Below are 23,679 nucleotides of genomic sequence, written 5' to 3' on the forward strand. Positions count from 1 at the left end.
GCGATGTAACCATGCGCCCGAACCTGCTTTTTCTCTTTGACCTGCGCAAGGATCAGCAGGAGCCGTCCGTCATCGACGAGACGGTGCGTTCGGGCGCGCAATTTGGCGGTACCAACCTGTGGGTGCTGTTCTTCGCCATCCTGATCGCGTCCGTGGGGCTCAATACGAACTCCACCGCCGTGATCATCGGCGCTATGCTGATCTCGCCGCTGATGGGCCCCATCGTGGGCATGGGCTACGGTGCGGCCGTGCAAGATCTGGGCTTGATCCGCATGGCGGGCAAGAACCTGGCCATCTTCGTGGTCCTGAGTTTGCTGACTTCGGTGCTGTACTTCACGCTCAGCCCGCTTGAGCAACCCCAGTCCGAGCTGATGGCGCGCACTTTCCCCACGCTGTGGGATGTGCTGATCGCCGCTTTCGGCGGCGCGGCTGGCATGGTGGCGGTGACGCGTCGCAGCTACAACAACATCGTGCCGGGCGTGGCGATTGCCACAGCCCTCATGCCCCCGCTTTGTACCGCAGGCTTTGGCATTGCCCATAGCCGCAGGGACATGTTTGGCGGCGCTTTCTACCTGTTCATCATCAACAGCATGTTCATCGGCGCGTCCACCCTGGCGGTGGCCAAGCTGCTGCGCTTGCCGCGCCAGGGTGAACTCGACGAAGTGACGCGCAAGCGTCACCGGCTCATCATCGCGCTGGGCCTGACGGCGGTGCTGGTGCCCAGCGTGTGGATGGGCTATCGCCTGGTGCAGCAAGAGGTGTTTGCCAGTGCAGCGGTCCGCGTGGCTCGGGATCTGGAAGCGGAACCCAACAGCCATGTACTGATGCATGAGGTGGATGCTGGAGCGCGCACGCTGCGCCTGATCGTGGTGGGCCGGACCGACGAAGCCCAGCTGCGCGAACAGGTCAAGCGCCGCATGCTCAACGATGGGCAGGCCGATGTGACGGTGCTGGTGCGTGATGCCGGTGACGATTCGCTCAATGTCGAAAAGCTGCGCAGCGAGCTGCAGGAAGGCGTGAACAAGACGCTGGTCGAGCAGGTCAAGTCCATGGATGCGCAGCTCAAGAGCTTGCAGCAGGATGTGGCACAAGCCAAGGAACAGCCCGCCGTCCGGGCGGTGGATGCCTTGGCGCTGCTCCAGGAAGTGCAAGCCCAGCAGCCGCTGGTCTGCGCGCTGACCCTGGCGCAAGGCGAGCGCTCTGACAACGCGAGCGACGCAGCCCAGCCAAGCACGGTGGTGGTACTGGATGTCGCCAACAACTTAAACACGCACGACCGGGACAGCCTGAGCCGCTGGCTTGGCGTGCGACTAGAAAAAACTGAAGTGCAGTTGATCGAGCGACTGGATTCCCGCTTGCTCAACGCTAGAGATAAAAACCGAAGGAAGCAGACAACATGTTCACCAAAATCCTGATTGCCAACCGCGGCGAAATCGCCTGCCGCGTGATCGCCACTGCCCGCAAGATGGGCATCAAGACCGTGGCCGTGTATTCGGACGCTGACAAGGATGCGCGCCATGTGAAGCTGGCCGACGAGGCCGTGCACATTGGTGCCGCTCCCAGCCGCGAGTCCTACCTAGTGGCGGACCGCATCATTGCGGCTGCCAAGAGCACGGGTGCACAAGCCATTCACCCAGGCTATGGCTTCCTCTCTGAAAACGAAGCTTTTGCCAAGCGCTGCGAAGACGAAGGCATTGCCTTCATCGGCCCCAAGGCCCACTCCATTGCCGCCATGGGCGACAAAATCGCGTCCAAGAAGCTGGCCAATGAAGCCCAGGTCAACACCATTCCCGGCTACAACGACGCCATCGCTGGCCCCGAGCAAGCGGTGGAAATCGCCAAGGGCATTGGCTACCCCGTGATGATCAAGGCTTCGGCCGGCGGCGGCGGCAAGGGCCTGCGGGTGGCGTTCAACGACAAGGAAGCCTTTGAAGGCTTTGCTTCTTGCCAGAACGAGGCGCGCAACAGCTTTGGCGACGACCGCATCTTTATTGAGAAGTTCGTCCAGGAGCCCCGCCACATTGAAATCCAGATTCTGGGCGACAGCCACGGCAACGTGGTGTACCTGAACGAGCGTGAGTGCTCCATTCAGCGTCGTCACCAGAAGGTGATCGAAGAGGCACCAAGCCCCTTCATCAGCGACGAAACCCGCAAAGCCATGGGCGAACAAGCGGTGCAACTGGCCAAGGCCGTGAAGTACCAGTCCGCCGGTACTGTGGAATTTGTGGTCGGCAAGGATCAGGACTTCTACTTCCTCGAAATGAACACGCGTCTGCAGGTGGAACATCCTGTGACCGAGTGCATTACCGGTCTGGATCTGGTCGAGCAGATGATCCGCGTGGCCGCTGGCGAAAAGCTGGCATTTGGTCAGGCCGATGTGAAGCGCGACGGCTGGGCGATTGAGTGCCGTATCAACGCCGAAGACCCGTTCCGCAACTTCCTGCCTTCCACCGGTCGTCTGGTGCGCTTCCAGCCACCAGAGCAGACCATGTGGCAAGGCGACACAGAGCACCTGCAAGGCGTGCGTGTGGACACCGGCGTCTATGACGGCGGCGAGATCCCCATGTTCTACGACTCTATGATCGCCAAGCTCATCGTGCACGGCAAGGACCGCAACGAAGCTATTGCTAAGGCGCGCGAAGCCCTGAACGGTTTTGCCATTCGCGGCATCAGCTCCAATATTCCCTTCCAGGCAGCGCTGCTGGCCCACCCCAAGTTTGTGACGGGTGAGTTCAACACCGGCTTTATCGCTGAGCATTACGCCCACGGCTTCCATGCCGAGGACGTGCCTCACGCCGATCCGGACTTCCTGGTCGCTCTGGCTATGTTCCGCAACCGTCGCTACCGCGCGCGTGCATCGACCATTACCGGTCAGATGCAAGGCCACCAGCTGCAAGTCGGTCAGCAATACACCGCTGTGGTGCTGGGTGCCGAAGGCAACAACCAGTACGTGAGCGGCGAAGTCACCGACTTTGACGCTGAAGCCCGTGCTTGCAAGGTTGTCATCAACGGCAAGACTTACGAATTCCGAAGCAATGCCGACATTCGTGATCTGGTCGTGCGTGGCGTGTGCAATGGCAAGGATTTCACCTGCCAGATCGAGCGTGGCACGGCAAAGAACCCGCTGTTGCTGCGCATCATCCACAACGGCACGCAAGCCGATGTCATGGTGCTGTCGCCCAAGGGCGCCGAGATGCACAAGCTGATGCCTTACAAGGCTCCGCCTGACCTGTCCAAGTTCCTGCTCTCGCCCATGCCCGGCCTGCTGGTCGACGTGGCAGTGCAGCCTGGCCAGAAGGTGCAAGCTGGCGAAAAGCTGGCCGTGATCGAAGCCATGAAGATGGAAAATATCTTGTTCGCCGCGCAGGATGGCATCGTGGGCAAGATCAGCGCCACCAAGGGTGACTCGCTGGCGGTGGACGACATCATTCTGGAATTTGAATGATGCAAGTATTTCAGGGCCGGGGTCCTGCGCCGACATGGCTGAACGCGCAGACTCTCACGCTCTGAAATGAAAAAGCCCGCATGGCTTTGGCTCTGCGGGCTTTTGTAATTCTTCAAGCCATATTGGCTTCAACCTTATATTCATCAATCGCTGGCAGCTATGACTTTGAAAGCAGATTCACCGGCATATCCACCCAGCCGAATCACCCGCACGGTGCTGGCGGTGGCTGGCGCGCTGCTGCTGGTCGATGCGCTGGTGCTGATGGGCATGGGCCATTTCAATATGGGCGTGGTACTGCCCGCCATTTTGGGTTCGGCCGCCTTGTGGCTGGGCTGGAAATGGCAATCCGTGCAGCGCTGGCGCGATGCCAGACCTCTGAATGCGCGACTCTGGACGCTGAGCTGGATGGGCTTTGGCGTCTGGCTGCTGAGTGTGCTGTGGTTCTGGAGCCGCTTGTTCAGTCTGGGCCTGGGGCCCCAGCAGGTGCCGCCCGTTCAATCCATCGTGGTTTTGGGCAGCGGCACTTTGAACGGTCACCCCCGTCCCGTACTGGCCGCGCGGCTGGATACGGCGGCTGAGCTGGCAAAGCTGCAACCCACTGCCTTCATCGCCGTCTGCGGCGGTGTGGACTGGGGCGAGAAAGAGTCTGAAGCCGAAATCATGGCCCGCTATCTGCAGCAGCGCCACGGCATTGCGGCAGAGCGACTGGTGCTGGAAAAGCTCAGCACCAGCACCGAACTCAATATCCAGCTAAGCCGCCCCTTGCTGGCAGAGCGCGGCGTGGCGGCAGATGCGCCCGTGGCCATGGTCAGCAGCGACTTTCATCTGATGCGTGCCATGAATATCGCCAGCCGACAGCATCTGCCACAGGTCTACCCTGTAGCTGCACCCACCCCCCTGGCTACGCGCTTTAACGCGTGGCTGAGAGAGTACTTCGCCATGGCCAGTAGCTGGTTGCTGGGTGAAGTCTGAAAATATGAACAAAACCGGCTGTAATGTTTGACTAACAAGCGCTAGCAGCTATCAATATAGGAGTCTTCTATGAGCAATCGTCCTTTCAAGGTTCTGGGCATTCAGCAAGTCGCCATCGGCGGCACCGACAAGGGCCGCATGAAAAAGCTGTGGGTGGATATGCTGGGTCTGGAGCAGACCGGTACCTTCCAGAGTGAGCGCGAGAATGTGGACGAAGACATTCTGGCCATGGGCAAGGGCGCGATGAAAGTGGAAGTGGACATCATGCAGCCCATGGACATCGACAAAAAGCCTGCCGTGCACGCCACGCCGCTCAACCACATCGGCCTGTGGATCGACGACTTGCCCAAGGCCGTGGAATGGCTGAGCGCCAACGGCGTGCGCTTTGCCCCCGGCGGCATTCGCAAGGGCGCGGCGGGCTATGACATCACTTTTCTGCACCCCAAGAGCAATGATGAGTTCCCCATCGCAGGCGAGGGCGTGCTGATTGAGCTGGTACAAGCACCTATGGATGTGATTGCTGCTTTGGCTTAAACCAGAAACCCAGCATGCGCCGGAGCACCTCTTGAGAGAAATCCGGCCATGCTGCCAATACGCTGGCGAAGGTTTAAGCGCTGGCCTTGCTGTGCCTTAAACGCCTGCAAGCAAGCCTAGGCTTAGTCTTAGTCTTAGTCTTAGTCTTAGTCTTAGTCTTAGTCTTAGTCTTAGTCTTAGTCTTAGTCTTAGTCTTAGTCTTAGTCTTAGTCTTAGTCTTAGTCTTAGTCTTAGTCTTAGTCTTCATCCATCATTCGAGCTGCCTGATTGTTCAGAGCGGTATCCGCACGGAAGTAGCCCAGTACGGTGTTCACACTGTGGTGCCCGGTCAGCGCCATGGTGTCGGCCAAAGGCATGTTGCGCCTGCCTGCCTCCGTCACAAAGCCAGAGCGCAGCGAGTGCGCTGAAAAATCACCTTCCACCCCTGCCAGCGCGCATCGCTCTTTGACGATATTGCGCACCGCTGCAGGCGTGAGTGGCTCAGCCACATGACCTCCTTTGCGTATACGCCTGAAGATAGGGCCTTCTGAAATTTGAGCCGCGGCCAGCCATGCCCTCAAAGCGTTAGCTGCCCGGCCAGTAACTGGTTTGTGATTTTCTGGGGCATCCGTACCGCTCTGATTAGTCTTGCTATGGGTCAGTGTGTAGATAAAGTCAGCATCACCCACTGTCCGCAAGTAACGCATATCGGCGCTTGCCACTTCTGAGCGCCGGCGTCCCCCGCTGGCCCAGGCAAACAAGAGCAGGGCGCGGTCTCGCTGACCTCGCAGGCTGTCGTCGCAGGTGCTCAGCAGCTCCTCCAGCACATCCCGCGTCAAGGCTTCTTTTTTTTGCGGGAGCTCCCCGCGCCGCGCATAAGCCTTGCGGGTGCGCGACATCAACTCCTTGACCGCACCATCTTGGCAGGGGTTAAGCATGGAATGCACCTGGTGAGCCTTGGACATCACCGCCATGCGGTGAACCAGCGTGTTGTGAGAGAGCGGGCCTTTTTTGGCCTTGTAACCCGCAGCGACCAGCGCTTCATCAATCTCCGCAGGCATTTCGCTGACCAAGCCCGCACCCGTCTGCCGCTGGGCATGGTCAATGATGAATTGCAGCACGCTAGCCACAGTCAGTGGCAGTTGCATGGGTTGACCAAGACGCAGCACATGCCAAGCCGCCCAGTAGCGCATGGCGCTTTGGTAGCTGTTGCGAGTGTTGGCCGATTCGCCTTCATGCATCAACTCCTTGATGGCTTGATGCGCCTTGGGTGCCAGCGGCAATGTCAGTGCGCCAGACGCTGGCGGCTCATCAGAGCGAAAAGCCACAGGGGCAGAGAAGGGGGAGCGCTTGCGGGAATCCATATCGGTATTTTCACCGCGAGAACGTCTTGGCAGGCAAGTTTGCTGCTCCCTCTGACTCACATTGCTCATCAAGAGTGGTTCCCTAGTTCCTGACTTGCTCAGTGCAACTCAAGCCCCCTTTTTTTGAGCGCGATGTTGAGAAGCACGGAAGTTTCGCCCCCAATGACTAAAAACAGCCACTGGGGCTGTATTCATGGCTACAAAACGCTGTAATGTACGTTTTCATTTGTATGAAAACTTCATACATAATATTTAATACATAAGATGTATTGTGTATTACGTATTTTATTTATAAATCACGATAACAATAACTTATCGTTAGTAATATTGAGTATTGATATGAATACAGCAAAAACAACGTCGCGAGGCGTGCAAGAGTCCGATGTCTGGGCTGCGGCAGACGCTTTGATCGCCCAAGGTCTGCGTCCAACCATCGAGCGAGTGCGCCAGCACATAGGGCGCGGATCTCCCAATACGGTCAGCCCGATGCTGGAGACCTGGTTTGCAACGCTGGGGCGCCGTCTGGGTGTTGCCGGAGAGCAAGATCCATCGGTGCTGAAGTCTGTGCCAGACCCCGTTCAGCGACTGGCCCAGGACTTGTGGGATAGCGCTCAGGAAGAGGCGAAAAAATCAGCCACCATTGCATTGGCCCAGCGCGAAGATGTATTGAAAGCGCAAGAACAAGAATTTGTGGCTCAGCAAGAACAACTGGTACAGCGCGAAGCCACCATGCAGGCGCAGAAAGAAGCCATGAATCAGGCTCTGCAGGCGGCGCAAAACCACGCGCAAGATCTGGCTCGTCGGCTAGATGAAATGCAGCAGCAACTGCAAGACCGAGATCAGCGCCTCGAAGAGTCCCGCGAAGAACTCAGCAGCGCCGTGCGCCAGCGTGATCTCCAGCAGCAAAAGCACAGCGAAGAAATTCAGTCTGCAGCCGCAGAGCGCCAACGCATGGCCGAACAATATGCAGGTAATGAGCGTCACATGCTCAACGAAGTAGATCGCGCTCGCCAGGAGCTAACTGCCGCCCGCAAAGCTCAGCAAGAGCAAGAGCGCAAAGCAGAGTCCAAGTACCTGGAGTTGCAAAACCGCTTTGAGCAGTCCGAGCAGGAAATTTTGAACTTGCACACACAGCTGCAAAGCACACAAAACACCGCAGCACTGGCACAAGAACGAGCAGCAGACCTCAAGAGCTTATTGGAAGCGCAGCAACGTTTGTCAAGTACTTCTGTAGCGACGGACTCCCATACAGCTCAAGCAGCCAATCGCCGCCCCAAATTGGCGGTCACACGCCGATCTATCAATCGCCGTACGTTGCGATAGCAGACACGGTGCGTGAAGCATGTCAACAGCACTCCGAAAAGGCTAAAAATTCCTTGATTTGGCATCTACTTGGCGTTGTTGCATAACTCACCTCTGCCACTACGGTAGGCTCGCGAGATGAGTAAATCAGCGCTACTGCCCCACAAATTGGAAGGCGTACAACACGTCACTGAAGGCGCGAGGTGGCAAGACCTTCTCGGACGCTGCCATCCAGTTTTGCCTGATCGTCAAATGCCTGTTTAATTTGCCTTTGCGTTAGGCCTTGGGCTGGTCCAATCGCTATTGCGTTTGGCCGGTTTGCAGTGGACGGCGTTGTTGCAGAAATTGCCGTGTCGTAAGCGGTAGGCTCAAGGTATGATCCAGCCCAGCAAGCCCCGCTACCGCACTACCAACTGGAAGCAATACAACGCCTCACTCAAAGCACGAGGTTAAGCGCATGTAATCGATTTACTGAACTGGACCGTCCTCAGACGGCAGCCGTGGCATGGCCACGATCTTATAAACTCTGGAGTATGGGTAGCCCGTTGCGTTTATTCTGACTTGTAAAACTACCTATTTATCGAGAATGGCGTTGCATTTCAAAGAGACAGGGTTTTGTTGCGATTCAAAAGCAACGGTTTTTGAGCAAGGTCAGCGTTATTGCGCAGTCTTAAGACAGAGTCTAGTGAAATGATACATGTGGGCTGGATGTAGAACTTGATCATGCAAGACAAGCTAAGTAAGAACATTGCGTCCTAAATTAAGGCATTTTTTTTGGGGTAATTTGCGTCGGGTGACTTTACGGACACGTAACAATCCCGTGTGATTCCGAGCGCCTGCACGGTGCCGCACTTAACAGTGCGGCGGCGCGACAAGAATGCCCAAACCAACGACCTGGAGGGGCGTTGGTGCGTTTGAACATTTATGTCTCCAGCGGGTGTGAGGGTTCTTGTGACCCCGTGAAAAGGCTGAGTTTTACGAAGCCGTCTGTCCTTATGCAGGCGACGATTGCACCGACAGAAATGTCCGAACCGAAGTGCGAATGAACGATGTTGAGCGACTGACTCGCGATGACAGGAGCTCTAAAGCGACACAAAGAGGCCAACGAACGTGCGGAATGGATGTTTGGCACTTCGTGTCGCGATTAGGGTCGATCCTTGAGGGGAATTCGTGTCGGCGCGCTTGTTGCGATTGACATTCGTTTAAAGCAACAGGGTTATCTACTACGGATTTTAGATACGATGTATAAGGCATTATCTGGACTCCCCGAGATAATAATCTTCATTAGCGAGTAAATGAACCCTATTTATCCCCTGCGGAGGATTTATTTGCAGAGTTTTTTGTTTATCAGGACGCGAACGAGCGCTCCGTTGATATTCAACAGTAGTTAATCGCGGATATGGCCAGTGATTAATCGAAGGCTGTCGGGTTTCGCTTCGCTACATCAGGGGCTACGCCCCCGATACCCCCTAAACCCTCAATAACGGCTGCTGGTGGCTCAAGCCCAAGCGGGCTCCCTCATTGGGATGTTGGTGTCCAAGATGAACCAGCAGGCATCCTTGAAGTGGCTCAGCCGGACACTGAGCTGCTCAGAACCCTGATAGCCAACCGTGTCCAAGTCATCAAACACTGCCTGCAACACATCTGGCATGTTCCAGCCCACAAAGCGGATGCGCTGAGGCTTGGGGACAGACAGGCCCTTGCTAGAGGAGAACCTGTTGCTCCAGGCATCTCCGTCTGCAAAGGCCTTGGTCATGTATTTGGAGAGGTACGCAGCAATGCGGGAGGGCGCCCGCATGCGCTTGCTGGCCTGCAAGTCCACGTTGCCACCCAGTTCACCAACGACTGCATGCCACACGGAACGTATGACGCTGTAGCTTTTGACCTTGACTCCACGAGCATGCTCCAGCATGCGCGGTACACGATGCACAGCCATATGAACATGCCAAGCCCCACGGGCTTGTCGCTCATACGCAGCGACGTAAAACCAGCCAGGAATGATCCGGGCCATACGACGGTTGAACTCTTTGACATGCCGCTTGAGAAGCCCCCAATCGGTCATGTTTTACTGGTAGGTGAGGGTGAGGAGGGTATCCACTCCCGCCGCCTTGCACAGATGCCGTACACGGGTTTTGGCACGTTTCGCTGAGCGCTCCAGATTGGCTTGATGCCGCTCTTCAGCGTTCGCTTCACGAGCCTCCAAGTACTGTTGATAGGCATCCTCAGTCAGTTCCCTAGCATGATGCCAAGTCACCAGTTCCCGAACAGTGCACTCGACATGGCCATTGCCAAGAGGGCGACGAACCAACTCGTATCCGCCGCCAGAGGTGCTAACAAGGCGATCACGCCCTACAATCCGTTCCATCAGTCTTGTCCTTTTCAAGATTGGTCATGGCCTCAGGAGTGTTGGTAGCACTCGCTGGGGCTTTCTTTTGGGGTGCGCAGATCATCGCACCTGAGCCTTGCCAAGGGCCTGCTTCAGCCTTGGTTATCGTTTGAACCTCTCCAGCCAAGTAGTTCCAGTGAGGATGAGCAAGCTTATCAACTGCCTTGGGACAGCCAGGAGGACCCTGCACAGCGTCAGACATGTTCAATCGATCCAGAGCAACCCCTTTGCGCTCAGCAAGCGCCTCCAGACGCCAAACAATGCCGCAGAGCATGTATTCCAAGAAGTCGTGGCGGTCTTGCCAAGGTGTTCCGTCCTGAAACAGGACCGTTCCCGGCATCAGAGGATCATCAGCGTAGTCCACGCGAGCATCAGCTTCAAAGTCATGCTTGAGGGTGGCTCCCACATAGGCCGCAAACACCTCTTTCTCGACGTCTTCAAGGCTGAGCCAGCCAAAGAGGTCTTCACGGGTACGGACGGGCTTGAGTTCGCTCATGGCAATTCCTTTCTTGCGTTGAACAGGGGTTGGTAGTGGTAGCTCAAACGGTGCTGCAAGCCTTATCCAGCCGACCGGAGGAGCTCGTAGAGCGTGCCCAGGAGCTCGGCTATACCGCCCTAGCCATTACAGACGAGTGTTCGATGGCTGGCGTGGTGCGCGCGCACGTTGCAGCCAAACAAGCGGGCTTACAGCTGCTGCTGGGCGCACAGTTCAGCATCCAGCCGCGTGATAGCAGCGAAGCAGCATTCACCCTGGTGGCCCTGGCCCAGAATCTCAACGGCTACGGCAACCTGTGCCAGTTCATCACCAAGCTGCGCCGCTCTTCCGAAAAAGGGACCTATCGGCTCGATCTCGATGAGATCGACGGGAAGGAGCTTCGAGACAACCTGGTGCTACTGTGTCCAGAGCGCTGCGCGACAGACCCACAGCTGGCCGCCATGGGCGGCTGGGCTTTGACACATTTCACGGGCCGCTGCTGGATTGGCGTGGATCTGGTGCGCCGGCTGGATGATGAGCTGTGGCTCCATCGCATGCGGGAGCTGTCCGATCTAACCGCATTGCCGCTCGTGGCCGTGGGCGACGTGCACATGCATGTGCGCTCGCGCAAGCCCCTGCAGGACGTGCTGACGGCCACACGCGTCGGCAAGCCGCTCACTGAATGCGGCTACGCGCTCCAGCGCAGCGCGGAGCGGCACTTGCGCAGCCGGTTGCGGCTGGCTCAGACATTCCCCGCCGAGCTGCTGGCTCAAACGCTGAGGGTCGCTGAACGCTGCAAATTCAGTCTGGACGAGCTGCGCTACCAATATCCTGATCAAGTCGTCCCTGCAGGGCACACGGCGGACAGCTATTTGCGCCAGGCGACATACGAAGGGGCAGGGCGGCGCTGGCCAGGCGGCATCCCAGAGAAGGTACAGCACCAGATCGAGCACGAGCTGGAGTTGATCTGCGAGCTGAAGTATGAACCGTACTTCCTCACGGTCTATGACATCGTGGCATTTGCGCGCTCGCGCAACATCCTCTGTCAGGGCCGAGGTTCCGCAGCCAACAGCGTGGTTTGCTACTGCCTGGGCGTGACGGAGGTAGATCCTGCGCGCATGTCCGTGCTCTTCGAGCGTTTCATCAGCCGGGAACGCAATGAGCCACCGGACATCGACATCGACTTCGAGCACCAGCGGCGGGAAGAGGTCATTCAGTACCTGTACCAGAAGTACGGCCGCGACCGCGCTGCACTGACGGCTGCCGTCATTTCCTATCGGCCTCGATCCGCCATCCGCGATGTGGGCAAGGCCTTGGGATTCGAGCTCGAAGTGGTCGACGCCATTGCCAAGAGGCAGCAGTGGTTCGACGGTCGCAGCATTCGTCAGGAGCGTTTCGATGAGCTCGGCATGGACACGAGCTCGCTGGCCGTGCAGCAGCTCATCACCTTGACGGAGCAGCTGATCGGCTTCCCACGGCATCTTTCCCAGCACACCGGCGGCTTCGTGCTCACGCGAGATCTGCTGTGCAGGATGGTGCCGGTAGAAAACGCCTCGATGCCGGATCGCACAGTGATCGAATGGGACAAGGATGATCTGGATGCGGCAGGCCTGCTCAAGGTTGATGTGTTGGCCCTGGGCATGCTATCGGCCATCCGCCGAGCATTGGAGTTCATCAGCCGGCGCCGTGGGTTCAATTTTTCGATGCAGGACATTCCTGCAGAAGACAAAGCCACCTACGACATGATTTGCAGGGCCGACACGGTCGGTGTGTTCCAGATCGAGAGCCGTGCGCAGATGACGATGCTGCCACGCTTAAAGCCCAGGCGCTTCTACGACCTGGTGATAGAGGTGGCCATCGTGCGGCCTGGTCCTATTCAGGGCGGCATGGTGCACCCATATTTGCGCCGGCGTCAGGGCATCGATCCCGTGAGCTACCCGAGCGAGGCACTGAAAGAGGCTTTGGGCCGAACGCTCGGCGTGCCCGTGTTCCAGGAACAGGTCATGCAGGTGGCCATGCTCGCGGCCGGTTTCACTGCAGGCGAGGCCGATGGCCTGCGCCGAGCCATGGCAGCCTGGAAGCGCAAAGGCGGGCTGGAAAAGTATTACGACAAAATTGTTCAGGGCATGACCTCAAGGGGCTATGAGCGAGAGTTTGCCGAGCAGATATTTGAGCAGATCAAGGGTTTCAGCGAATATGGGTTCCCTGAAAGCCACGCGGCCAGCTTCGCTCTGCTGGTCTATGCCAGCTGCTGGATCAAGCGCCATGAGCCTGCCGCCTTCCTTGCCGCCATGCTCAACAGTCAGCCGCTGGGGTTCTATTCCGCCAGCCAGCTGGTCCAGGACGCGCGCCGCCACGGCGTTGAAGTACGGCCCGTCGACGTGATGCACAGCGAGGTGGACTGTACGCTCGAAGACATCGACACCAAACCAGCTGTACGGCTGGGCCTGCGCCTTATCTCCAGCCTGCGTAGCAGCAGTGCACTGCGCATTGCGGAGGAGCGTCATCGAGCGCCCTTCGACACTGCACAGCAACTTGCCTTGCGTGTGCGTCTCCAGCAGCACGAGATGAAGGTTCTAGCTGCTGCGGGTGCACTGGCCACACTATCTGGGCACCGTCGCCAACAGGTGTGGGATGCCGCAGCCATGCACGCCGCGCCCGAGCTGCTGGAGGTGACCACCGTTGACGAAGCTTTCCTTGAACTGCCGGTAGCCCCGGAAGGAGAGGAGGTGCTATGGGACTTCGCATCGACAGGCCTGACGCTGCGCAGTCACCCCATGCACCTTCTGCGGCCGCGGCTGAACAAGTACAAGCTGAAGACTTCCAGGCAGCTCCGCACGGTCGTCAGCGGCGAGCGGGTGCGAACTGCTGGCATCGTGACGCTGAGGCAACAACCGGGCACGGCAAACGGCACTGTTTTCGTCTCGTTGGAAGACGAGGAGGGCTGCACACAGGTTATTGTCTGGCGCGACGTGCGCGATGAGCAGCGCCAGGTACTACTAGGGTCACGCCTTCTAGCAGTCGAAGGGCGTTGGCAGCGCCAAGGTCAAGTGTGCAACCTCATAGCGGAGCGGCTGGCGGACCTATCCCACCTCTTGGGCCGACTTTCCACAGCGGTCGTTCATACGTATGAAAAGTGGACGCTCAACTGAGGATTCACATTTTTAGTCGATTGCACGTTGCTCATAAGTTGGCGGCGAACCACGGGCCACAGCCATTCACATGTCGTAGAAGAACTTGGCACCTAGACGTACAAGTGATGATCGCTCTTTGAGCATTGCTGGGACGACTCTATATAGGGTCGGTGTTTGGTAGATCCCGGTGGTGGCCTAGATATTGAGATACTTGTGTAGGGAATCCATGATGTGCTCAGAATCAGGGCCAACACCGCGGAGCGTTGCTGAAGCGAAGTTTCGCTGCTTCGGCAAGCCCACGAAGAAGATGCCAGGGTTTGAAGTAGAAACCCCTTGATGTTGCTTGACGCCTTGTTGTGGATCCAGGATATCCAGTGGCTCAAACGGCTTGATATTTGGACGAAAACCTGTCGCGAAGATGATGCTGTCAATTTGATCTTCTGCTCTACTTTGCCAGACTACGCCGCTGGACGTTACTCGCTCAAACATTGAATTGTGCGCAAACAGACCAGACTTGAGCGCATTTCGGTAAGTGCCGTCATCGAGTACCGGTGTACTTTGATCATTGAGCCAGCGTGTTCTTTCTAGGCCCGTCCATTTGAGCCAAGAATGGAAGTCGACTCCCAGAATCCGTTGTGGAAAGAACCGAACCTTTTCGCGCGTGGCCAGTGTTACTTTGGCTACTTGCGCAAGTTCGTAGGCGATTTGCAGCGCAGAGTTTGCGGCTCCAACGACTACAACCTTCTTCCCGACAAAAGGCTGGACATTTCGGTAGGATGAACTGTGAATCTTCATTCCCTCAAAGCTGTGGAGACCGGCAATGTTGGGAATGAAGGGACGACTAAATGCGCCAGTCGCGACAACAATTGCTCTCGTAGAAAACTCCATTCCATTTTCTGAGAGCAGTCGAAATCCACCGCTATCCCGGTACACACGCACGATGCGAATGTTCGGTTGCACCGGCAGTTCGAAATGCTTGCTGTATTGCTCCAAGTACTTCACCACTTCGTCGCGTCGAGGGTACGCTGAGGGTGCCCCAGGAAAAGACATTCCAGGAAGAGACGAGTACGAAGCAGGGGAAAACAGTGTGAGACTGTCGTAGTAGTGGCGCCAGTTCCCCCCTGGTTTATCCTGCTCGTCCAGTATCGTAAAGTCCAAGCCCCGCTGCTTCAGATGCCAGCCGCAGGCCAGTCCTGCTTGGCCTCCACCAACGACGATTACATCGTGCCTTTTACTTAAATTGTTCATTTATGCGCACATATACACATTTCATTGTAAAAAAATGGACAAGATCTACAGTGAGGTGGCGGGACAGCAGTGTGCCGCTATGCCTTGAGTATGTTTGAGAATGCCTTCCAGGCGCGCAATGATGGCTGGACCATCCACCTCGTAGAACATTTGGCGACCAACTTTGGTGGCTCGCACGATCCGTCCATCCAGCAAGACTTGCAGATGGCGCGACACAACCGATCGCTCTTGAGGAATGTCAGCTGCAATCGCGGTCACATCCGCTCTGCCCAATTGCATGACACGCTTGAGCACAGCGACTCGTGTAGGTTCACACAGCGCTCGAAAAAAACTGCTGTCTAGCGATGCAATTGCGGCCTCAATAGCCTGAGTACGAATTGAAACTTCGGAGGACATAGTGGCAATCATATGTGCATAGGTTTGCACATGTAAAGTTGCACCCCACCCGAGCGTGTCTCCAGAGAGGATGGACAAACAACTTTCTACGAGAGGTACTGCTCAACTTCCACGGCGGTGCTTCGCGCCGTGCGCATGACTCCAATGAGCGTGGCCGACGCAGGCCCGGTCCACTCCCCGTAGCCCACCAGCCATAAACCTGGGACGCCACGCACCTGGGTGCCGTCTACCGCGACTCTGGATTCGTTGACAACGCCAAGAGTCTCCAGAGGCTGCAACGCTGGCCTAAAGCCGGTGCACCAGATGATCGCGTCAAAGGGCTTGGTACTTCCGTCGCCCCATTGAGCCCCGTCCGCCGTGAGCTTCTCGAATGAGCCGACAGAATGCAGCACGCCGCGTTGGCGTGCTTCAAGGACAGGGGGAACCATCACGATATCGCCAAAGCCACCTGGCAGGTTCTCTGAATCTTTACCCTCCTGCAGAGCCTGCCAGCGCGCAGTGGCCCTCTCGAAGAGTACGCGTCCATCGACCTCGTCCGGTAAAAAGGCTGGAGGCTCCAGCGTGACCCAGGTCGTGGACTGAGCAACAAGCGAGACCTCCGCCAGGATCTGTGCGCCGGAGTTTCCTCCGCCGACCACCATCACTTTCTTGCCTTTAAAGGGCTCAGGTGATCGGTACTGAGCTGAGTGCAACTGTTGTCCCTTGAAGGACGCCAAACCCTCAACGTTGGGGACAAATGGATTTCGCCACGTTCCCGTGGCAAATACAACGGCGCGCGAGTTCCAGCTCCTCGCTTCGGCATTGACCTGGAAGCCTTGCTCAGTGCATTCAATGCCTGTGACGCGAACCGGCCTCTCGATCTTGAGTTCGTAGCGTGCCTCGTACTTGCGAAGATAGTCGACCACATGGTCACGACTTGGATACTGGTCACCCGAAGCAGGCATCGGCCATCCCGCGATGGAACTCCACGAGGCGGGAGAAAAAAGCCTCAGCGAATCCCATCCATGCTGCCAGGCTCCACCACCAGCCTCCTCGGCATCCAGCAGCAGCACCGACAGGTTGGTGCGGCGCAGGAAGTACGCCACAGATAGGCCTGCTTGACCAGCTCCGACGATGATCACATCGTGAAACGACATTGGTGACCTCCTTTTGCCTTTATTGCTGTGCACTCACACGCATGGACCACAGAGCCGCAAATGCACTGATCGCCAGCACAGAAGACAGCCACAGAGCCTGGCTGCCCCAGTTTGCGACAGCCAGCCCGAAAAGAAATGGTGACCCGGCTTGCACGATGCGTGCAGGCACCATGAGCCAGCCTTGACGCTGGCCATATCCTTGAGAGCCAAACACCTTGAGCGGCAGCGTGCCTATGGCAATCGTCAAGATGCCATTGCCAAGGCCGTGCAGGATGGCAAAGACACTGGCTGCAGACGCACCGGCAAGTCCCAGACAGACGGCAGCCAAGGGATGGGCAAGGATGGCCAGGCGAGCAGACAGCAACGGGTGTGCTTTCTTGAGAAAGCTGTATTCCACCAGCCGACCTGCAACCTGGGCAGGCCCGACCAATGCAGCGGCAGCAATCGAAGCAGCCAAAGTTGCACCGCTGGCCTGAAGAATCTGAGGCAGGTGAGAAGCCATGGCAGTGCTGATGAACCAGGACGCCGCGAAAACGTAGGCCATCAGATAGGCAGTGCGCTTAAGACTGATGCCTGCGTTGCTTGCGCCCTCAGGCACGGCTCCAGGCGGCTTTTGTTCTTCGAACACTTCCCTCGGGTTGGGCTTGGCACGCGATAGCAAGGCATTGAGCGGAAGGCCCAGCAGCAGATGCAAGGCGGCCCAGAACATGCATACGGCGCGCCAGTCGTACAGGCCTTCCAGATAGCTGGAAAGCGGCCAGCCCACGGTGCTGGCAAAGCCCGCAAAAAGCGTGATTCCGGTAATGGCTGGGCGCGCATCCTGGCCATACAGGTGCACAACACTGGCAAACGCGGCTTCGTAGAGGCCGCTGCCCATCGCTACACCCATGAGCGCCCACGCCACGAAGATATGCAGTGTCTGCGTGGCCTGGCTCAACATCAGCAAGCCACAGGCAAAAACCAGATTGCTGGCGAGAAGCACTGACCTTCCGCCAAAGCGATCAATCAATCGGCCCGCAATAGGGCCTACCGCAGCAGCCACCAGCAAGGCTGCAGAGAAAGCGCCGAACACCAGAGAGTACGAGGTGCTTGTCGACTGACTGATTGGCTTGGCCAGCACCGCAAGCAAGTAGTACGACGAGGCCCAGGACAGGGTTTGGGCAATCCCGAGAAGGACTGTGACTTGCGTGCGGTTCAGTGCCATCTGTATCGTTTAAATGCTGCGTTGATTGACCCGTTTGGACAGTTCTTCGGCACTTTCACGGCGCTCGCTGTAGCGATCCACCAGGTAGTCCGAACAGTCTCGCGTCAGCAGCGTGAACTTGACCAGCTCTTCCATCACGTCCACCACCCGTTCGTAATACGAAGAGGGCTTCATCCGGCCAGCCTCATCGAATTCGGCAAATGCCTTGGCAACGGACGACTGATTCGGGATGGTGATCATGCGCATCCAGCGACCCAGCACACGCATCTGGTTGACCGCATTGAAGGACTGCGAGCCACCCGAGACTTGCATCACCGCCAATGTCTTGCCTTGCGTCGGTCGCACGGCACCAGCGGACAAAGGAATCCAGTCTATCTGCGCTTTGAGGATGCTGCTCATCGCACCATGACGCTCAGGAGACGTCCAGACCATACCCTCGGCCCATATAGCCAGCTCACGCAGTTCCTTGACCTTCGGGTGATCGTCAGGGGCACCGTCGGGCTGCGGCAGGCCGCGCGGGTCGAAGATCCTGATCTCGGCACCCATCTTGCGCAGCAGTCGCGCCGCCTCTTCGGTCAGCAGTCGGCTGTAGGAGCGGTCACGAACCGAGCCATACAACAGCAGAATGCGCGGCGCGTGGGTTGCACGTTTTTGAGGCAACAAGCCTTCGAGGATAGGTTTTTCAAATACCTGTTCATCGATGTTGGGGAGGTCAGAGCTTGCCAATTCGTTGGCCTTTCGAGTCAATGACGGTTTCACCGTCTTCTTTGGAAAATGCAGCTTGTTGGGGCTGAGGGAGGATCTCCAGTACGGCCTCCGAGGGACGGCACAGCCGGGTTCCCATAGGGGTGACCACTATCGGACGATTGATCAGGATGGGGTGTTGGAGCATGAAATCAATCAATTGCTCATCCGTCCATTTGGGCTCGCCCAGGCCCAGATCGTCATACGGCGTACCTTTTTGGCGCAACACATCGCGCACGGGCATGCCCATGGCTTGGATCAGGCCCACTAGGGTGGCGCGATCAGGGGGTGTCTTGAGGTACTCAATGACCTTGGGCTCTTCCCCGCTGTTGCGGATCAGGGCCAGAACATTGCGGGAGGTACCGCAAGCAGGGTTGTGGTAGATCGTGATGTCGCTCATAGCGCTAGATTCCCGTTGCAAAGGTTCATGACGCCACGCTGAGCCGCAAAGCCAGCGCTGCGAGGGTAATGAGCAGCACGGGCATGGTCAGCACCGCACCGACTTTGAAGTAGTAGCCCCAGCCAATCGTTGTGCCTTTCTTGGCGAGCACATGCAGCCAAAGGAGCGTGGCCAGGCTGCCAATCGGCGTGATCTTGGGACCCAGATCGCAGCCAATCACATTGGCGTACACCATGGCTTCCTTGACTGCCCCTGTGGCCGTGGATGCATCGATGGACAAGGCTCCGATCAGGACCGTGGGCATGTTGTTCATGATGGAAGACAGCACCGCAGACAGCACGCCTGTGCCCAGTGAAGCGGTCCACACGCCACCGGCTGCAAACTGGTTCAGCAACATGGCGATGTAATCCGTAAGGCCCGCGTTGCGCAGCCCATAGACCACCAGATACATCCCCAGCGAGAACACCACGATCTGCCACGGAGCACCATGAAGTACTTTCCTGGTGCTGATGACATGACCACGCGCAGCCACAGCCAGCAAGATCGCAGCCCCCACGGCGGCCACGGCGCTGACGGGGACGCCCAGGGGCTCCAGCGCGAAGAAGCCGACCAGCAGCAAGACCAACACGACCCAGCCAGCCTGAAAGGTGGCCAGATCCTTGATTGCAGCCGATGGCGACTTGAGCTGAGCTACGTCGTAAGTGGCAGGAATATCGCGTCGGAAAAACAGCAGCAATACACCCAAGCTCGCCAGGACCGAGGCGATGTTGACGGGAACCATCACCGATGCGTAGTCATTGAAGCCGATCTTGAAAAAGTCGGCGGAGACGATATTCACCAGGTTGGAGACGATCAGAGGCAAGCTCGCTGTGTCTGCAATAAACCCGGCGGCCATGACAAACGCCAGCGTTGCAGCCGGAGAAAAGCCCAACGCCACCAGCTTTGCCATCACGATGGGCGTGAGAATCAGTGCCGCGCCATCATTGGCGAACAGGGCTGACACGGCAGCACCCAGCAGCACGATGAAAGCAAACAGCTTGACTCCGCTGCCGCCACCCCAGCGGGCAAAGTGCAATGCGGCCCATTCGAAGAAACCGGCCTCGTCCAGCAAAAGGCTGATGATGATGACGGCAACAAAGGTCGCCGTGGCATTCCAGACGATATGCCAGACCACCGGAATATCGGCTAAGTGCACGACCCCCAGCAGCAGCGCGATACCGGCCCCAATCGAGGCGCTCCAGCCAATACCAAGGCCGCGTGGCTGCCAGATAACCAGCGTCAGAGTGAAGATGAAAATCAGGATGGCCGTCAACATGACGTATAGGTCCTAGAAAAAGCTATGGGCCGGCATTAGTGCCGCGCACCGCGTGCGGGCGTCATTGATACCTGGTGCTGAAATCCAGACGCTGGATCTGGATCGCAATTGAACTAACGAGATTTAGTGCGAAGAGAGTTCACGCGCCGTGGACTGCAGCACTGCCTGCTCCAGCTTTTGCGCCGGGAGATTCACCAATAGCTCCAGGCGACGACGAATCATGTGCATCGTCTGCCGGAAGGCTTCCAGCTTTGCTTCGTCAGAGGCCTCGCCCTCCGAGGGGTCCGGGTAGCCCCAATGCGCTGTGGCGGGATGACCAGGCCAAAACGGACACACTTCACCAGCGGCGTTGTCACACACGGTGATGATCAGGTCCATGTGCGGCGCGCCAGGCACAGCAAATTCGTCCCAGCTCTTGCTGCGCAAACCATCTACCGAGACACCAGCCTTTTGCAGCACTTGCAGCCCCAGCGGATTGGGTTGCTGATTCTCGCGGGGGCTGCTGCCCGCCGAATAGGCTTTAAAACGGCCTTGGCCCATATCGTTGAGCAAGGCCTCGGCCAAGATGCTGCGTGCCGAATTGTGAGTGCACAGGAACAGGACGTTCAGGGGAGCTTTGTTGTCAGACATGGTTTTAGCAGCGGGACTTAAGGATGGGAAAAGGTTGCAGCGACGCTTAGCACTCGCATGACGCAACGGCGTCATCGGTACAAACCGCGCCCTGGCAGCAGTTCTCGGTGAGATATGCCAACAGATCGTTCATCACGGGGAAGGCCGCGCGATAGAGCACGTTGCGGCCCTGGCGCTCCTGGGTGACCAGGTCGGCATGAAAAAGCTCTTTCAAATGAAAGGACAGCGCGTTCGGCGCGATGCCTAGCTGCTCAGCTAAGGCACTAGGTGTCAGGCCTTCAGGACCAGCAACAACAAGGGCGCGAAATACGCGCAATCGGGCCTCGTGAGCCAGAGCGGAGAGTGAGCGAATGACGTTTGCTTCTTGCATGAGTTGATAATACATCAATTATTGAATTAATGTATAGAGCTATGAGCAAAGTCGACCCCTCCATAAATGCAGCTTATGGCGAAAGGGGCCGAATCAGTGATTTCGTAGACACTGGTCGCTAATTCAGTTGAGGCGATTCGACTTACTCAACCGCAGCGCGTTGAAGATCACAGATGCTGAACTTAAGCTCATTGCTAACGCTGCGATCATTGGCGAAAGAAGCCACCCAGTGAACGGGTACAGAACTCCCGCAGCAATCGGCACACCAATTCCGTTGTATATAAAGGCAAATAGTAAGTTCTGCCGCATGTTGCGCACTGTGTCAGTTGAGATTTCACGCGACTGGGCAATGCCACGCAAATCACCCTTGACCAGCGTGATCTGACCGCTGTTCATGGCTACGTCGGTCCCTGTTCCCATGGCTACACCTACATCAGCTTTTGCCAAGGCCGGCGCATCGTTGATCCCGTCACCAGCCATGGCAACCACATGGCCTTCACTTTGCAATCGCTCCACGAGAGCTAGCTTGTCGGCGGGCTTGACTTCGCCATGGACTTCATCAATTCCAAGCTTGGCACCAACAGCCTTGGCTGTGGTCAGACCATCTCCGGTTGCCATGACAATTCGCAAGCCGCTTGCATGAAGCGTTTGGATGGCATCCAGAGTGCTAGCTTTGATAGGGTCTGTTACCGCCAGAATGCCCGCGAACTTCCCATCAGCCGCTAAATGCATGATGCTTGCACCCTCTCCTCGCAGGCGTTCTCCGTCCGCTTGCAAGGAAGATACAGATACGCCTTCTTGAGCCATCAATGTGGTGTTGCCTAATGCCAAGCGCCGCCCCTCAACGGTTCCACGTACACCAATACCGCTGGCGGAATCGAAGTCCAAAGGTTTAGCGAGTTGCAAGCCTTGTTCACGTGCAGCTCGGACGATGGCATCCGCAAGCGGATGCTCGCTACCCTGATCCAAGCTAGCGGCAAGCCTCAAAACTTCGTCAGCGGTGAAACCTGGAGCAGGAATCGCTTTATCGAACGCAGGCCGACCTTCTGTAAGGGTGCCCGTTTTATCTACGATGAGCGTATCCACTTCACGCATTTTTTCGATGGCACCTGCGTCACGGAACAAAACGCCTTGCTCTGCAGCGCGCCCTGTGGCCACCATTACTGACATGGGTGTGGCCAAACCTAGCGCGCATGGGCAGGCGATGATGAGTACCGCGACGGCATTGATCAACCCAAACACCCAACTGGGCTCTGGGCCAAAAATGCCCCAGACGAAGAAGGTCACTACAGCGACTAGCACGACAACCAGAACGAACTTTCCAGCCACTACGTCGGCCATTCGCTGCATCGGTGCCTTCGACCGTTGGGCCGATGCAACCATCTGAACGATCTGGGAAAGCATGGTGGCAGCCCCCACCTTTTCTGACCTCATGACCAGAGCTCCACTCGTATTGAGTGTGGCGCCGATCAGTTTGTCGTCAACGCGCTTTGTCACAGGTATTGGCTCGCCCGTGAGCATCGATTCATCAACGGCGCTTTGACCTTCCGTGACAATGCCATCCACGGGTACTTTCTCGCCTGGACGTACGCGCAGCAGGTCTCCGACATGCACGTGGCTGAGGGGAACATCTTCCTCACTGCCATCTGCATTGATACGCCTTGCCGTCTTAGGAGCTAGGCTAAGCAATGATTTGATAGCGGCCGAGGTCTGAGAGCGAGCCTTCAGCTCAATGATCTGCCCCAACATGGTCAAAGAAATGATGACCACCGCTGCCTCGAAATAAACAGCTACACGGCCCATGGATACGAACGAGTCGGGAAACACACCAGGTGCCAGCGTCGCTACGAGGCTGTAGACAAAGGCGGCTCCCGATCCCAAGCTGATCAACGTCCACATGTTCGGACTGCGGTGGATGATTGACTGCCAGCCTCGAACAAAAAAGGGCCAGCCCGTCCATAGCACCACGGGCAGGGAAAGAGTCAACTCGACCCATGTTTGGGTCTGCATAGTGAACCAGCCGAACTTGTGTCCGAACATGGCCAGAGTGGTAACAATCAGGGTGAGTGGTAGCGTCCACCAGAATCGCCGTTGAAAGTCTTGCAACTCGCTGTTGTCCTCTTCTCCAACCGGGATCAGTGGCTCCAGAGTCATTCCGCATTTAGGGCAGTTTCCGGGATGATCTTGCCGGACCTCCGGATGCATCGGGCAGGTATAGATCGTTCCGGCGGGAACCACGCCCGAGTCATCAAACGATTTCTGATCTGAATGACTTGCAGCCACATGAGCATGTTCGTGCGAGCTGAGCAACTGGGCCTCAGGCACTAAATGCATTTGGCATTTAGGACAACGCCCCGGATGATCTTGATGGACTTCAGGATGCATTGGGCATACATAGACTGAGCCCTCTACTGCGTGATCCGCCTGCCCGCTACTCGATATGAATTGCGCAGGGGCATGAGCAAATTTTTGCTGGCAATCGGCACTACAGAAGCGATAGGTCCGTCCCTCGTGAACTATCTGATGAGGCGACTGTAGAGAGACAGTCATGCCGCAAACAGGATCCTTCAAAGGCTCAGCCTCAGTCATGGTGTTTTCCAACTCAACTGACTCTGAAGAAGATCGATGCTGATGATGATGCATGC

20 protein-coding genes and 1 pseudogene are annotated in these 23,679 nt (G+C 57.2%); 7 read left to right on the forward strand and 14 right to left on the reverse strand.

Going from position 1 to position 23,679, the window contains the following annotated elements; genetic code table 11:
• Positions 1-11: 11 nt before the first annotated feature.
• The 4 genes from CLU84_RS08715 (at position 12) to CLU84_RS08730 (ending at position 4,951) form a co-directional block, all read left to right on the forward strand.
• Positions 12-1,415 (forward strand): DUF389 domain-containing protein, encoded by a 1,404-nt coding sequence (locus tag CLU84_RS08715; RefSeq protein WP_099736859.1) that lies wholly within the window; start codon positions 12-14, stop codon positions 1,413-1,415.
• Positions 1,397-3,445 (forward strand): acetyl/propionyl/methylcrotonyl-CoA carboxylase subunit alpha, encoded by a 2,049-nt coding sequence (locus CLU84_RS08720; RefSeq protein ID WP_099736860.1) that lies wholly within the window; start codon positions 1,397-1,399, stop codon positions 3,443-3,445. Before CLU84_RS08715 ends, CLU84_RS08720 begins: the two co-directional genes overlap by 19 nt.
• A gap of 159 nt (positions 3,446-3,604) precedes the next feature.
• Complete coding sequence (locus CLU84_RS08725) at positions 3,605-4,417, forward strand: YdcF family protein (RefSeq protein WP_099736861.1); 813 nt, start codon at positions 3,605-3,607, stop codon at positions 4,415-4,417.
• A 69-nt stretch (positions 4,418-4,486) separates the two neighbouring features.
• The gene (locus CLU84_RS08730) at positions 4,487-4,951 is read left to right on the forward strand and encodes a VOC family protein (RefSeq protein ID WP_099736862.1); all 465 of its coding nucleotides are present in this window, start codon (positions 4,487-4,489) and stop codon (positions 4,949-4,951) included.
• Between the two features lie 236 nt (positions 4,952-5,187).
• Here the strand turns inward: CLU84_RS08730 and CLU84_RS08735 are convergent, their stop codons facing one another.
• Positions 5,188-6,294 carry a site-specific integrase gene (locus CLU84_RS08735; RefSeq protein WP_099736863.1) on the reverse strand — a complete coding sequence of 369 codons (1,107 nt, stop codon included), beginning with the start codon at positions 6,292-6,294 and terminating at the stop codon, positions 5,188-5,190.
• A gap of 339 nt (positions 6,295-6,633) precedes the next feature.
• Here CLU84_RS08735 and CLU84_RS08740 point away from each other — a divergent pair, with 339 nt between their 5' ends.
• Both CLU84_RS08740 and CLU84_RS08745 read left to right on the forward strand, forming a co-directional pair.
• Positions 6,634-7,617, forward strand: coding sequence for a DNA-binding protein (locus tag CLU84_RS08740; protein ID WP_099736864.1), 984 nt, complete (start codon positions 6,634-6,636; stop codon positions 7,615-7,617).
• A gap of 169 nt (positions 7,618-7,786) precedes the next feature.
• Positions 7,787-7,923: pseudogene (locus CLU84_RS08745) on the forward strand (transposase); the annotation flags it as partial.
• A gap of 1,171 nt (positions 7,924-9,094) precedes the next feature.
• Here CLU84_RS08745 and CLU84_RS08750 read toward each other — a convergent pair.
• From CLU84_RS08750 to CLU84_RS08760, 3 genes are read right to left on the reverse strand one after another with little or no spacing between them, the layout of a single operon-like run.
• On the reverse strand, positions 9,095-9,658 hold the full coding sequence (locus CLU84_RS08750) for a hypothetical protein (protein WP_099736865.1): 564 nt from the start codon (positions 9,656-9,658) through the stop codon (positions 9,095-9,097).
• A gap of 3 nt (positions 9,659-9,661) precedes the next feature.
• The gene (locus CLU84_RS08755; RefSeq protein WP_099736866.1) at positions 9,662-9,961 is read right to left on the reverse strand and encodes a hypothetical protein; all 300 of its coding nucleotides are present in this window, start codon (positions 9,959-9,961) and stop codon (positions 9,662-9,664) included.
• A complete protein-coding gene (locus tag CLU84_RS08760; protein WP_099736867.1) occupies positions 9,939-10,478 on the reverse strand; it encodes a hypothetical protein in 540 nt (179 codons plus the stop codon). The genes CLU84_RS08755 and CLU84_RS08760 overlap by 23 nt, the downstream gene beginning before the upstream one ends.
• A 29-nt stretch (positions 10,479-10,507) precedes the next feature.
• Here CLU84_RS08760 and CLU84_RS08765 point away from each other — a divergent pair, with 29 nt between their 5' ends.
• A complete protein-coding gene (locus CLU84_RS08765) occupies positions 10,508-13,609 on the forward strand; it encodes an error-prone DNA polymerase (protein WP_099736868.1) in 3,102 nt (1,033 codons plus the stop codon).
• Between the two features lie 177 nt (positions 13,610-13,786).
• Here CLU84_RS08765 and CLU84_RS08770 read toward each other — a convergent pair whose 3' ends face one another.
• The 10 genes from CLU84_RS08770 to CLU84_RS08815 form a co-directional block, all read right to left on the reverse strand.
• On the reverse strand, positions 13,787-14,839 hold the full coding sequence (locus CLU84_RS08770; protein WP_099736869.1) for an FAD-dependent oxidoreductase: 1,053 nt from the start codon (positions 14,837-14,839) through the stop codon (positions 13,787-13,789).
• A 45-nt stretch (positions 14,840-14,884) separates the two neighbouring features.
• Entirely contained in the window at positions 14,885-15,235 is a 351-nt protein-coding gene (locus tag CLU84_RS08775; RefSeq protein ID WP_099737950.1) for a helix-turn-helix transcriptional regulator, read from the reverse strand.
• Positions 15,236-15,321: 86 nt separating this feature from the next.
• Positions 15,322-16,371, reverse strand: coding sequence for an ArsO family NAD(P)H-dependent flavin-containing monooxygenase (locus CLU84_RS08780; RefSeq protein ID WP_099736870.1), 1,050 nt, complete (start codon positions 16,369-16,371; stop codon positions 15,322-15,324).
• Positions 16,372-16,390: 19 nt separating this feature from the next.
• Positions 16,391-17,575 (reverse strand): MFS transporter, encoded by a 1,185-nt coding sequence (locus tag CLU84_RS08785; protein ID WP_099736871.1) that lies wholly within the window; start codon positions 17,573-17,575, stop codon positions 16,391-16,393.
• 9 nt (positions 17,576-17,584) lie between these two features.
• Positions 17,585-18,301 carry an arsenical resistance protein ArsH gene (gene arsH / locus CLU84_RS08790; RefSeq protein WP_099736872.1) on the reverse strand — a complete coding sequence of 239 codons (717 nt, stop codon included), beginning with the start codon at positions 18,299-18,301 and terminating at the stop codon, positions 17,585-17,587.
• A complete protein-coding gene (arsC, locus tag CLU84_RS08795; RefSeq protein WP_099736873.1) occupies positions 18,288-18,719 on the reverse strand; it encodes an arsenate reductase (glutaredoxin) in 432 nt (143 codons plus the stop codon). The genes arsH and arsC overlap by 14 nt, the downstream gene beginning before the upstream one ends.
• A 25-nt stretch (positions 18,720-18,744) precedes the next feature.
• Positions 18,745-20,034 carry an arsenic transporter gene (locus tag CLU84_RS08800; RefSeq protein WP_099736874.1) on the reverse strand — a complete coding sequence of 430 codons (1,290 nt, stop codon included), beginning with the start codon at positions 20,032-20,034 and terminating at the stop codon, positions 18,745-18,747.
• 123 nt (positions 20,035-20,157) lie between these two features.
• Positions 20,158-20,664 carry an arsenate reductase ArsC gene (locus tag CLU84_RS08805; protein WP_099736875.1) on the reverse strand — a complete coding sequence of 169 codons (507 nt, stop codon included), beginning with the start codon at positions 20,662-20,664 and terminating at the stop codon, positions 20,158-20,160.
• 46 nt (positions 20,665-20,710) lie between these two features.
• A complete protein-coding gene (locus tag CLU84_RS08810) occupies positions 20,711-21,034 on the reverse strand; it encodes a helix-turn-helix transcriptional regulator (RefSeq protein WP_034362041.1) in 324 nt (107 codons plus the stop codon).
• Between the two features lie 123 nt (positions 21,035-21,157).
• Complete coding sequence (locus tag CLU84_RS08815; RefSeq protein ID WP_099736876.1) at positions 21,158-23,623, reverse strand: heavy metal translocating P-type ATPase; 2,466 nt, start codon at positions 23,621-23,623, stop codon at positions 21,158-21,160.
• Positions 23,624-23,679 lie beyond the last annotated feature (56 nt).

The sequence above is a fragment of the Comamonas sp. 26 genome (genome assembly GCF_002754475.1).
Classification (GTDB): domain Bacteria; phylum Pseudomonadota; class Gammaproteobacteria; order Burkholderiales; family Burkholderiaceae_C; genus Comamonas.